Genomic DNA, 11,718 nt, shown 5'->3' with positions numbered 1-11,718 from the left:
TCAGTCCGCGCCGCGCTCGTGCTCGGCGAGGAACTCCTCGAACCGGCGGCCGAGTTCGTCCGCGGACGGGAGGTCGGTGGTCTCCGCGAGCAGGCTCTCCCGGTCGACGGCGCCGGAGACCGCGTCGTACTGGCCCTCCATGCCCTGGATCGCGGAGCGCAGTTCGCCGTCCCCCTCGGAGAGCTGGTCCTCGATCTCCGCGTAGACCTCGTTCACCCGGCCGCGCAGTTCGCTGCCGGGCAGCACCAGGCCGGTCGCCGACTGGACGGCCTCCAGGATCGCCACCGCGGCCGCCGGGTAGGCGGAGCGCGCGATGTAGTGCGGGACGTGGGCGGCGAAGCCCAGCACGTCGTGCCCGGCCTCGGCGAGCCGGTACTCGACCAGGGCCTGGGCGCTGCCGGGCACCTGGGCCTGGTCGAACCACTTGGGGTGGCCGGCCGCCAGGTCGACGCGGTTGCCGTGCGGGGTGAGCCCGACCGGACGGGTGTGCGGAACACCCATCGGAATGCCGTGGAAAGCCACCGACAGCCTGATCTCGAAGCGTTCCACCAAGTCGGCGACGGCCGCCGCGAACAGCTCCCACTCGGTGTCGGGTTCGGGGCCCGTGAGCACCAGGAAGGGCGCGCCGACCGAGTCGCGCGCCAGGTGGAGCAGGATTTCCGGCGGGTCGTAGTCCGTCCAGGTCTCGCGGTCGAAGGTCATCGCGGGGCGTCGGGCCCGGTAGTCGACCAGGCGGTCGTGGTCGAACCTGGCGACGACCTGCGGAGAGCCGTGCTCCACCAGGTGTCCGACGACCTGACCGCCGGCCTCGCCGGCGTCCATGAAGCCCTCGAGGTGGTACAGCAGCACCAGGCCGGTCCCGGCCTCGGCGGCGGCACGCGCGGCCGCCAGGGCGGTCACCCCCTGCGGTTCCAGCTCGTACAGCTCCTTGGGATCACGCACGGCGCACCCAACCCCGTTTCCGTCTCGTCGTTTCGGAATGCTTCCGGATCTGCTCTGTCCAGCGTGCGGCGGCCCGCCGACATTCCCACCCTGGCACGAGTCTTCACGCCGTCTCTCGAATCCTCTCACCTTCGGACAAAGTGCCTGGTCGTGGACGTGGCACCCGGGTCTGCCGCTACTATTGCGGTGCGTCCCGGCGTGCCGAAAGGACCTGCGCGCCCCGATTGGCGCGCCGCGAAGTGACGCACCGCCTTCTGGCGGGTATCGTCCTCTCGCTGCCTCGCATCGTCGCGTCGTCGCGCCACGCCGTCTGTCACGTCGTGGGCCACGCCCCGGTCCGTTGCGCGGCCAGCCATCCATTGCGCACCTTGCCTTCATCTGGCCGCCGCTTCGCTTCGTGATCTCGTATCTCTCTCGGCCATCTCGCGGACGCACACTGTCCCGTCGCTCATCCCGCCGGATCGGTCCGTCGACCCGTGTCCGTACCGGCACCGCGCTGCCCGCCTCCGGGCTGCCGTCCCTCCGCACGCCCGAGCCTCTGGCGTAGCGCCCCACGGACGGCCGCTCTCCGGGGCCGGGGCGAAACGACCACAGCCCTCGCGCCGCGAACCCGGCACGTGGGCCCCGACGACCGCCGAAGGACCGAAGGATCCGTGCCCGTACCCGTCACCCTCTACGGCCGCACCGTGCGGCTGGAGCCCCTCGCCGAGCACCACGCCGCGGCCCTGGCCGAGGCAGGCGCTGAGGACCGTACGACCTACGCCTTCACCCCCGTCCCGCACGGCCTGGAGGCCGCCCGGGAGTACATCGCGCGCGCCCTCGCCGACCAGGCCGCGGGCCGCTCGCTGCCGTTCGCCACGGTGAGCACGGTGGACAACCGGGTTGTGGGCTCCACCCGGTTCCTGGAACTGGACTACTGGCAGGGCCCGCTGGTCTGGCCGCCCGTGCCCGGCGTGCCGTACGGCGATCCGCTGGAGGCGGTGCCGGACGCCGCCGAGATCGGGAACACCTGGCTGTCCCCGCGGGCACAGGGCACCGGCATCAACACCGAGGCGAAACTGCTGATGCTCCGACACGCCTTCGAGAGCTGGGGCGTTCGGCGGATCTCGCTGCGGGCCGATGCCCGGAACACCCGTTCCCGGATCGCGATCGAGCGGCTGGGCGCCACCTCGGAAGGGGTGCGCCGGGCCCACTCGCGGGGTCTGGACGGTGTCGTCCGGTCCACCGCGTTCTACTCGATCCTGGACGAGGAGTGGCCCGCCGTCCGGGACATCATCGAGCTGCGGATCGCCAACGCGACCTCGCCCAGCGCGCCGGACCCGGCGCCGCGCAACCAGGAGTGCCTTAGACACGGCAGCTCCCTGATCGGCGAGCCTGTGATCGGCAGTTCGCTGATCCCGGCGGCCTGAGGCCGTCCGGTCGGCCCGCCGCAGACGCGGCGGGCCGTTCCCGTTCCCGGGCGGGGTCGACACTCTGTCGAGTTGTCAAGGAGCCGTGATGCCACGCGCTTTGGCCCACCTCCGCTCCTGGATGTGATCATCGCGACACCCGCCGCCCCACTGCTCCGCCGACGCCTCGCTCAGCCGGCTCGGCCCTCGGCCTGGCCGCCCGCCGGACGGGGCTCCGAGCCGGCCGCCTCCGCGGCGGCGGCCAGCTGCTGGAGCGCCGCGAGGTGGGCCGCCAGTGCGGCGCGGCCCTGGGCGGTCGCGGCGAGCCACGTCCGCGGCCGTTTGCCGACGTAGCCCTTGCGGGCCCGCAGGTGGCCGGCCTCCTCCAGGGCCGTGGCGGTCTTGCTGAGCACCGAGTCCGAGACCTGGCAGTAGTCGCGGACCACGGAGAACTCGGCCTCCTGGCAGCCGCTGAGGAACGCCAGGACGGTGAGCCTGGTGGGGTGGTGGAGTATCGGGTCGAGTCCGTTCACCGGCTGCTGCTCATGCTCTGCTCCTCGAGGTGTCGGTTGAACATGGCGATGGCGCCCCAGTGGGCCGAGCCGCCGACGGCACCGGCGGCCGTTATCGCCCAGCGCTGGTCGCCGGTGGCGAACCAGGCGACGAGGCCGCCCAGCGCCGCCGCCAGGACGATGAGGCCGACCGCCCGCAGCACGTACGCCGAGCCGCCGCTCTCCACCAGCCTGGCGACCCCGCCGACCCGGACGGCCGCGCGGAGCAAGGGGGCCAGCACCAGGACCAGGCCGAGCGCGCACAGCGGTATCAGCCACAGCGCCCGGTGCTGGTAGCTCTGGCCGATCGCCGCTCCGTAGGCGGCGAAGGAGAGGCCCACGGCCGGCCCATACCACCGGGGCAGCGGAACGGGCCGGGTCGCCGCGGCCCGCGCCCGCCCGGCGAGGGCCAGCGCCTCGGCGGGCGGGAGCCCGGCCCCGGGCGGGAGTTCGGCGGGGCCGCCGCGCGCGAACCGCTTGTCGTCAGTCATGGGACCCCCCCGGCGGGCATGCCGTCGAATCCGGCCCCGTGCCGGATCAAGTACTGCCACCCTGTCACATACTTTCCGTGATGGAAAGTAATTTTCCGACGGACCGTCAGCAGGCCGGCGCCGGGTGGGACGAGCGGTCAGCAGCGCGGGTCGATCTCCTGGAAGGTGGCGTAGTGGTCGGCCGTCCAGTACTGCTCGCCGATGCCCCCGGTGACGACCCGTCGGGTGCCCCGGTCGTCCGACCCGGGGGTGACCACGGTGAACTCGTGGTAGTAGCCGTTGTTCTGGCGCGGCAGCCGACTCTCCCGGTTCTCGAACACGATGCCGTCCGAACGGTACGGGTAGGGGCCGCCCTTGGCGATCAGGCCGAGGGTGTCGAGGGCCTGCGCGGGCAGCTTGCTCCGGCAGACGTCCGCCAGGGAGGTGCTGGTGGGCACCCAGGCGGATTCGGACGGCTTGGCCGGGGCGGTCGGCACGGGCGACTTGGCCGGAGCGGAGGGCTTGGGCCCGCCCGTGGCCGGGGCCCCGGTGGCCGGCGGCTTCGCGGAGGACTTCGCGGCACTCGGGCTGCCCGAACCGTCCCCACCGGCCGTCAGGGCGGCCACTCCGGCGGCGATGCCCAGCAGTACCAGGACGACGAGGCTGATCAGGCGGCTTCGGTTCTTCATGGCCCCAGCCTGCCGCACCCACTCACCCGAACGGCGCATGCCGCGCACGGCGCCCCCGGATCGCCGGTCCGCGCGGTCGGCCCGGTCTGCCCGGTCTGCCCGGCCCACCCGGTCGGCCCGGTCGGGAAAATGCCGCCGGGGCGGGGACGGACGCCATTGTCCGTTCCCGCCCCGGCTGCTACGTACGGCGGCTCTCCTGCGCCGAGCTCCGCCGTACGCCCCTCCCCTACGGAGGGGTTGCGGTCAGTGAATCGCGCCGCTTCGTGTCAGCGCGAGTCACTTCCCGCCGTCTCGAGGGCGGCGCGGCCTGCCTCCAGGCGCGCCACCGGAATCCGGAAGGGAGAGCAGGATACGTAGTCCAGCCCCACCTCGTGGAAGAAGTGGACCGAGTCGGGGTCGCCGCCGTGCTCGCCGCAGACGCCGAGCTTGAGATCGGGGCGGGTGGCCCGGCCGGCCTCGGCGGCGCTCTTCACCAGGGCGCCGACGCCGTCGCGGTCGATGGTCTCGAACGGGCTGACCCCGAAGATGCCCTTCTCCAGGTAGGAGGTGAAGAAGGAGGCCTCGACGTCGTCGCGGGAGAAGCCCCACACGGTCTGGGTCAGGTCGTTGGTGCCGAAGGAGAAGAAGTCGGCAGCCTCGGCGATCTGACCGGCCGTCACGGCGGCGCGCGGCAGCTCGATCATGGTGCCGAGCTTGATGTCCAGGGCGACGCCGGTGGAGGCGGCGACCTCGGCGAGCACTCGCTCGCACTCGTCGCGGACCAGCTCCAGCTCCTGGACGGTGCCGACCAGCGGGATCATCACCTCGGGGCGCGGGTCGGCGCCGGCCAGCTTGCGCTCCGCCGCGGCCTCGGCGATCGCCCGGACCTGCATGCCGAACAGGCCGGGGATGACCAGGCCGAGGCGGACGCCGCGCAGGCCGAGCATCGGGTTGGCCTCGTGCAGGCGGTGCACGGCCTGGAGCAGGCGCAGGTCGTTCTCGTTCGGGTCCTTGCGGGCCTCGGCGAGGGCGACGCGCACCGAGAGCTCGGTGATGTCGGGCAGGAACTCGTGCAGCGGCGGGTCGAGCAGCCGGACCGTCACCGGGAGTCCGTCCATCGACTGGAACAGCTCCAGGAAGTCGCCCTTCTGCAGCGGCAGCAGGCTGGACAGCGCGGTCTCGCGGTCCTTGTCGTTGTCCGCCAGGATCAGGTGCTCGACCTCCTTGCGGCGCTCCTCGCCGAGGAACATGTGCTCGGTGCGGCACAGGCCGATGCCCTGGGCGCCGTACCGACGGGCGCGGTTCGCGTCCTCGGCGTTGTCCGCGTTGGCGCGCACCGCGAGGCGGCGGCGGCCGTCGGCGTGCGACATCAGGCGGTGCACGGCCTGGACCAGCCCGCCCTGGACGTCGGCGCCGGCGTGCAGGGTGCCCTCGAAGTACTCGACCACCGGGGACGGCAGCACCGGGACCTCGCCCAGGTACACCTTGCCGTTGGCGCCGTCGATGGAGACCACGTCGCCCTCGTGGACGACCTGGCCGTCGGCGGTGGTGAACTTGCGGTTCTTGGTGTCGACCTCCAGCTCCTCGGCGCCGCAGACACAGGTCTTGCCCATGCCGCGGGCCACCACGGCCGCGTGCGAGGTCTTGCCGCCGCGCGAGGTGAGGATGCCCTCGGCCGCGATCATGCCTTCCAGGTCGTCCGGGTTGGTCTCGCGGCGGACCAGGATGACCTGCTCGCCGGAGCGCGACCACTTGACCGCGGTGTACGAGTCGAAGACGACCTTGCCGACCGCCGCGCCGGGCGAGGCGGCGATGCCGTACGCGACCGGCTTGGTCTCGGAGGTGGGCGCGAAGCGCGGGAACATCAGCTGGGCGAGCTGGCCGCCGGTGACCCGGTGCAGCGCCTCGTCCAGGTCGATCAGGCCCTGGTCGACCAGCTGGACGGCGATCCGGAACGCGGCGGCGGCGGTGCGCTTGCCGACCCGGGTCTGCAGCATCCAGAGCTTGCCGCGCTCGATGGTGAACTCGATGTCGCACAGGTCCCGGTAGTGGTTCTCCAGGGTCTGCATGATGGTCATCAGCTCGTCGTACGACTTCTTGTCGAGCTGCTCCAGGTCGGCGAGCTGGAGGGTGTTGCGGATGCCCGCCACCACGTCCTCGCCCTGGGCGTTCTGCAGGTAGTCGCCGTAGACGCCCTGGGTGCCGGTGGAGGGGTCGCGGGTGAAGGCGACACCGGTGCCCGAGTCCTCGCCGAGGTTGCCGAACACCATGGTGCAGACGTTGACCGCGGTGCCGAGGTCGTTCGGGATGCGCTCCTGCCGGCGGTACAGGCGGGCCCGGTCGCCGTTCCAGGAGTGGAAGACCGCGTGGATCGCCAGGTCGAGCTGCTCGCGCGGGTCCTGCGGGAACTCCCGGCCGGTCTCCCGGAGCACGATCGCCTTGAAGGTGGCGACCAGCGACTCCAGGTCCGCGGCGGTGAGGTCCAGGTCGTTGACGGTGCCCTTGGCGTGCTTGGCCTCGTCCAGCGCCTCTTCGAACAGCTCGCCGTCGACGCCCAGCACGGTCTTGCCGAACATCTGCACCAGGCGGCGGTACGAGTCCCAGGCGAAGCGCTCGTTGCCGGACTGGGCGGCGAGCCCGGTCACCGAGACGTCGGAGAGGCCGATGTTCAGGACGGTGTCCATCATGCCGGGCATCGAGAACTTGGCGCCCGAGCGCACCGAGACCAGCAGCGGGTTGTCGGCCTGGCCGAGCTGCTTGCCCATCTCCTGCTCGAGGGCGGCCAGGTGGCCGGAGATCTCCTCGTTGAGCGAACCGGGCTCGCTGCCGGTCTCCAGGAACACCTTGCAGGCGTCAGTGGTGATGGTGAACCCCGGAGGGACGGGGAGACCCAGGTTGGTCATCTCGGCGAGGTTGGCACCCTTGCCGCCGAGAAGGTCCTTGAGGTCCTTGTTTCCTTCGGTGAAGGAGTAAACAAACTTCTGCTGCGCCGCCACGGGTCGTTCTCCTCGCACACGGTTGCCCTGACGCCGGAGAACATACCCATTTCGAAGGCTGCTTAGGGGAGTGAATCGCTCGTACGAGCTTCGGGACTGGCCTTTGGCCAGCAGATCGAATGCCCGGACCGGCGTTTGCCTACGTTGCCGAAATCGTCCGGATGACGCTTGCGATGCTTCAAGAAGTGAACGCATCGCAACATCCAGCTCACCCGAACCGGACAGACGGTGACGGCATTCGCTCCGCCAGGTTTCCCCGGCTTGATTTCCTGCAGACAGCTGCGGCGATCCGCCCGGCGGCCCGTTCGGGAAGCGATCCGCACTTGTACACCTTGGCGAAGTCCACTGACTGACTGTCACTCGCCACGATATGTGGCCAGCGTCACGGGCGCATCTCAGCCGTCGGGCCGAGTGGAGCTACGCTCGCCGTCGCTCCCTGTCGACACTTCCGTCGCTCTGCGTCGCAGATTTCTGCCTAAAAGGAGCCCTGCTGTCCAGGTTGGACAATCCGGCCCGGACGACCCGGCCAGCTGGGAATCCAGTGGATTCTCGCCGGAAAGTACAGATCATCCGCCAGAGGTGTCCGATTCGGCGTCTTCGGCGAGCTTGGCGCACTCGTACGGATCGTCCAACCAGCCTTCGGGCAGGACCACCCGGTTGTTGCCACTGGTCCGGCCGCGGGGGCCGTCCGCGCCGATCGGCCAGCTCTGCTCCTGGTCGACCAGGGCGAGCGTCTCGGCCAGCTCGGTCAGCGAGCTGGAGTTGGCCAGCTTCACCCGCAGCTCGGAGCCGACCGAGAAGCCCTTGGTGTACCAGGCGACGTGCTTGCGGAAGTCGATGACGCCGCGGGCCTCGTCGCCGATCCACTCCCCCAGCAGCTGGGCGTGCCGCACCATGGCCCGGGCCACGTACCCGAAGGTGGGGCGGGCGTAGTCGACGTCGCCCTCGAAGATCGCCACCAGGTCCTTGAACAGCCAGGGCCGGCCCAGGCAGCCGCGGCCGACGACCACGCCGTCGCAGCCGGTCTCGCGCATCATCCGCACCGCGTCGTCCGCGGACCAGATGTCCCCGTTGCCGAGCACCGGGATGCCGGCCGGGACGGCCTCGCGCAGGCGGGCGATGGCCGTCCAGTCCGCGGTGCCGCCGTAGTGCTGGGCGGCGGTGCGGCCGTGCAGGGCTATCGCGGACACGCCCTCCTCGGCGCCGATCCGTCCGGCGTCCAGGAAGGTGAGGTGGTCGTCGTCGATGCCCTTGCGCATCTTCATGGTGACCGGGAGGTCGCCCGCGTTCGCGACCGCCTGGCGCAGGATGTCGCGCAGCAGGTTGCGCTTGTACGGCAGCGCCGAGCCGCCGCCCTTGCGCGTCACCTTGGGGACGGGGCAGCCGAAGTTGAGGTCGATGTGGTCGGCGAGCCCCTCCGCGGAGATCATCCGGGCCGCCTTGCCGACCGTCTCCGGATCGACCCCGTACAGCTGGATCGAGCGTGGCTTCTCGCTCGGGTCGAACTTGATCAGCTGCATGGTCTTGGCGTTGCGCTCGACCAGGGCGCGGGTGGTGATCATCTCGGAGACGTACAGGCCCTTGCCGCCGCTCTGCTCCCGGCACAGGGTGCGGAAGGGCGCGTTGGTGATGCCCGCCATCGGGGCCAGCACCACGGGCGGCCACACCTGCATCGGCCCGATGTTCAGCGGGGCGAACTCCGGCGCGTCGGGTGCGGCCGGGGTCGCCTGGGCGGAATCGGGCGTGATGGTCATGCGCGGCAGATCCTCAACGGGTAGGGGCCCAGCGGCTGGGTTCCGGGCTCTCCATTCTCCCCCACCTCCCGGGTGCGCCTGCCCGCCGATTCCCGGGGTGCCCGGGCGGGCGCGGTCGGGCGGGGTGTGGCGGGCGACAGGGTGGTGGGCTTCAGCGCTCGTTGTCGCGGTCGATGGTCACGCGGCCGGAGCCGGAGGTGATGTCGAGCACCCGGGAGGACTCCTGGTCCGGTACGGAGGTGTCGATCTCCTGGCGGCCGTCGGCCGTGCTGAGATCCGTGCGGTAGCGGCTCCCGTCGGCGGGCAGGTGCAGGATGAAGTTGCCGGAGGCCGTCCGGGCCGTGACCGCCAGGGGCGCCCGGTCGTACTGGAGGGTGATCTGGCCCGAGGACGAGAACAGCTCCGCCGCCGAGGAGGCCAGCCCGTTGCCGATGATCTGCCCCGATCCGCTGACCGCCCGGACCCGGCCGCTGACTCTGGTCAGCTCGACCTGCCCCCGGTCGGTGGAGGCCGAGACGGCGCCGGCGATGCCCAGGATCTCCGTCCGCCCCGAGGAGTTGCGGGAGTGGACCTCCGTATTGGGCGGGACCTGGATCTCCAGGTTCACCGCGCAGCCGAACAGGCTGCGCGCCCGTCCGCCCGGGCAGCCGACGGATATCGACAGCGTGTCGTTCTCGACGTGCTCGCTGACGGTGGGCCTGCTCAAGGCCCAGCCGACTCGCTCGGCCACCAGGACGCGGTCGGTACCCGCGGCCAGGACGCTGACCCGGGCGGGCCCGGAGTCGATCTCGACCCGGGCGATCCGCTCGAAGAACATCCGTTCGTGGCTGGTCTCCCGCTGGATCAGGTTCGCGCCGGTGCTGACGGCGCCGGCCAGCAGGACGAACGCGAGGACCAGCCTGCCGAGGAGCCGCCAGGCCCGGCGCTCGCCGGACCCCGGCTCGGCCGGTGCCGTGGGGGCGAGGTCCGGGAGCCAGCGGGAGAGCCGGCGGTCGGCGGACGGCTGCCGTTCCGGGGCGTCCGGTCGGGTCACTGGCTGACCTCCAGGAAGCGCAGCACCGCGAGGACGCGCCGGTGGACGTCCTCGGCGGGCGGCAGGTCGAGCTTGGTGAGGATGGAGTTGATGTGCTTGGAGACGGCGCTGTCGCTGATCACCAGGGATTCGGCGATGGCCGCGTTGGACCGGCCCTCCGCCATCAGGGCCAGCACGTCCCGCTCCCGGGGGGTCAGGCGGTGCAGCGGATCGCTGTCGCGGCGCAGCAGCAGCTGGGCGACGACCTCGGGGTCGAGGGCGGTGCCTCCCGCGGCGACCCGCTGCAGGGCCTCCAGGAACTCGTCGACGTTGGCGACCCGCTGTTTGAGCAGGTAGCCGACGCCGCTGGTGTTCTTGGCCAGCAGGTCTGCCGCGTAGCGCTCCTCGACGAACTGGGAGAGGAGGACGACCGCCGTGTCGGGCCACTGCCGGCGGATCAGCAGGGCGGCCCGGACCCCCTCGTCGGTGAAGCCGGGCGGCATCCGGACGTCGGAGACGACGATCTGCGGGCGGTGCTCCTCGACGGCGGCGAGCAGCGCCTCGGCGTCCCCGACGGCGGCCGCCACCTCGTAGCCCTCGCTCTCCAGCACCTTGACGATGCCGATCCTCAGGAGGACGGAGTCCTCGGCGATCACAGCTCGCATGGCAGCTCCATGGTGATGGTGGTGGGGCCCCCGCGGGGGCTGGTGATGGCGAAGGTTCCGTCCACCGAGGCGGCCCGCTTGCGCAGGCCGCTGAGCCCGGTGCCGCGCCCGGCGTCGGCGCCGCCGACGCCGTCGTCGGTGATGGTGAGCAGCAGCCGGTCGGCCCGTCTGCGCAGGGCGAGGTCGACCCGGGAGGCCCGGGAGTGCTTGGCGGCGTTGGCGAGGGCCTCGGAGACCGTGAAGTAGGCGACCGCTTCCACCGTGGGCGCCATGCGGCCCGGCAGGTCGACCGTGAGGTGGACGGGGACGGGGCTGCGGGCGGCGATGCCGGACAGGGCCGCGTCCAGCCCGCGGTCCTCCAGCACGGCGGGGTGAAGGCCCCGGACCAGGTCGTGCAGCTCCTTGATGGCGGCCTGGGCCTCGTCGTGCGCGGCCACGATCACCTCCATCGCCTCGGGCGGGACGTTCTTGAGGGTGCGTCTGGCCAGGCCGAGGTTCATCGCCAGGGAGACCAGGCGCTGCTGGGCTCCGTCGTGCAGGTCCCGTTCGATGCGGCGGCGTTCGGCGTCCGCGGCGTCCACCACGTCGACCCGGCTCCGGGTGAGGTGTTCGACCCGGCGCTCCAGCACCTCCGCCCGGTTGGGGCCGAGCAGGGCGCGGACCGTCCACAGGTCGAGGGCGGCGAGCAGGGCGGCGAGCCAGGGCATGGCGAGGAGCAGGAGCAGGCCCCCCGCGGTGACCGCGACCCCGGTCTCCGTCCACCCCGGCTTGCCCCGCATCGGATTGTCCGGCGGCAGCAGCCAGACCCAGCCGAAGAACCCGAGCAGGACGGCGGCGGCCCCCCAGAGGGCGAGGAGGAGCCCGGACGCCAGCGCCTGGAGCGGTGCCACCAGCAGGTGGTGGACGGCCTGACGCCACGTCAGCCCCGCGCGCAGGCGGGCCAGCCAGCCGGCTCCGGGCGGGAGCCGGCTCGGGATCTCCAGCCCGTACAGCGAGCGGACCCGGCTGCGCTGTGCGGTGGTGAGCAGGTCGAGCAGGGCGGTGAGCAGGAGCAGGCCGGGCAGCACCGCGGGTTGCGGGGAGAGGAGGAGGACCACGGTCGGCAGCCCGAGCGGGAGCCCGGCCGCCAGGAACAGCGAGTCCCGTCGAGCGCCCGTGGACCACGGCAGGCGCCGCCCGACGGCGGCCCGGACCGCCGCGGAGCGGACCGTGCGGCGCTCACGCGTGTGGATCTTCGACTGGAACATGCGGCTCAGCGTAGAGGTCCGCCGA

10 protein-coding genes are annotated in these 11,718 nt (G+C 71.9%); 1 reads left to right on the top strand and 9 read right to left on the bottom strand.

Features of this window, described 5'->3' with window-relative positions; genetic code table 11:
- On the bottom strand, window positions 1-942 hold the full coding sequence (locus ACIQBJ_RS20030; RefSeq protein WP_400711832.1) for a PAC2 family protein: 942 nt from the start codon (window positions 940-942) through the stop codon (window positions 1-3).
- 653 nt (window positions 943-1,595) lie between these two features.
- On the opposite strand from ACIQBJ_RS20030, the gene ACIQBJ_RS20025 reads away from it, so the two are divergent.
- Complete coding sequence (locus tag ACIQBJ_RS20025) at window positions 1,596-2,351, top strand: GNAT family N-acetyltransferase (protein WP_400711829.1); 756 nt, start codon at window positions 1,596-1,598, stop codon at window positions 2,349-2,351.
- A gap of 170 nt (window positions 2,352-2,521) precedes the next feature.
- On the opposite strand, the gene ACIQBJ_RS20020 is transcribed toward ACIQBJ_RS20025, so the two are convergent.
- The 8 genes from ACIQBJ_RS20020 to ACIQBJ_RS19985 form a co-directional block, all read right to left on the bottom strand.
- Window positions 2,522-2,863 (bottom strand): transcriptional regulator, encoded by a 342-nt coding sequence (locus ACIQBJ_RS20020; protein ID WP_400711826.1) that lies wholly within the window; start codon window positions 2,861-2,863, stop codon window positions 2,522-2,524.
- The gene (locus ACIQBJ_RS20015) at window positions 2,860-3,372 is read right to left on the bottom strand and encodes a hypothetical protein (RefSeq protein WP_400711823.1); all 513 of its coding nucleotides are present in this window, start codon (window positions 3,370-3,372) and stop codon (window positions 2,860-2,862) included. The genes ACIQBJ_RS20020 and ACIQBJ_RS20015 overlap by 4 nt, the downstream gene beginning before the upstream one ends.
- Window positions 3,373-3,509: 137 nt before the next feature.
- On the bottom strand, window positions 3,510-4,040 hold the full coding sequence (locus ACIQBJ_RS20010) for a ribonuclease domain-containing protein (protein ID WP_400711820.1): 531 nt from the start codon (window positions 4,038-4,040) through the stop codon (window positions 3,510-3,512).
- Between the two features lie 266 nt (window positions 4,041-4,306).
- Complete coding sequence (gene ppdK, locus ACIQBJ_RS20005) at window positions 4,307-7,033, bottom strand: pyruvate, phosphate dikinase (RefSeq protein WP_400711817.1); 2,727 nt, start codon at window positions 7,031-7,033, stop codon at window positions 4,307-4,309.
- 548 nt (window positions 7,034-7,581) lie between these two features.
- On the bottom strand, window positions 7,582-8,688 hold the full coding sequence (dusB, locus tag ACIQBJ_RS20000; protein ID WP_400712558.1) for a tRNA dihydrouridine synthase DusB: 1,107 nt from the start codon (window positions 8,686-8,688) through the stop codon (window positions 7,582-7,584).
- A gap of 232 nt (window positions 8,689-8,920) precedes the next feature.
- Window positions 8,921-9,802: a DUF4097 family beta strand repeat-containing protein gene (locus ACIQBJ_RS19995; RefSeq protein ID WP_400711814.1), complete on the bottom strand. Its 882-nt coding sequence runs from the start codon at window positions 9,800-9,802 to the stop codon at window positions 8,921-8,923.
- Entirely contained in the window at window positions 9,799-10,446 is a 648-nt protein-coding gene (locus ACIQBJ_RS19990; RefSeq protein WP_400711811.1) for a response regulator, read from the bottom strand. The genes ACIQBJ_RS19995 and ACIQBJ_RS19990 overlap by 4 nt, the downstream gene beginning before the upstream one ends.
- Window positions 10,434-11,693: a sensor histidine kinase gene (locus ACIQBJ_RS19985; protein WP_400711808.1), complete on the bottom strand. Its 1,260-nt coding sequence runs from the start codon at window positions 11,691-11,693 to the stop codon at window positions 10,434-10,436. The genes ACIQBJ_RS19990 and ACIQBJ_RS19985 overlap by 13 nt, the downstream gene beginning before the upstream one ends.
- Window positions 11,694-11,718: the final 25 nt, after the last annotated feature.

The sequence above is a fragment of the Kitasatospora sp. NPDC088391 genome (assembly GCF_044753345.1).
Lineage (GTDB): Bacteria > Actinomycetota > Actinomycetes > Streptomycetales > Streptomycetaceae > Kitasatospora.
The sequence above is the reverse complement of the archived record's forward strand: the minus strand, read 5'-3'. Positions and strand labels throughout refer to the sequence as shown.

Coding starts and splice junctions, on each gene's coding strand:
- dusB (WP_400712558.1), bottom strand. CDS start 8,688: ATGCAGGTGTGGCCGCCCGTGGTGCTGGCCCCGATGGCGGGCATCACC.
- ACIQBJ_RS20015 (WP_400711823.1), bottom strand. CDS start 3,372: ATGACTGACGACAAGCGGTTCGCGCGCGGCGGCCCCGCCGAACTCCCG.
- ACIQBJ_RS19990 (WP_400711811.1), bottom strand. CDS start 10,446: ATGCGAGCTGTGATCGCCGAGGACTCCGTCCTCCTGAGGATCGGCATC.
- ACIQBJ_RS19985 (WP_400711808.1), bottom strand. CDS start 11,693: ATGTTCCAGTCGAAGATCCACACGCGTGAGCGCCGCACGGTCCGCTCC.
- ACIQBJ_RS20010 (WP_400711820.1), bottom strand. CDS start 4,040: ATGAAGAACCGAAGCCGCCTGATCAGCCTCGTCGTCCTGGTACTGCTG.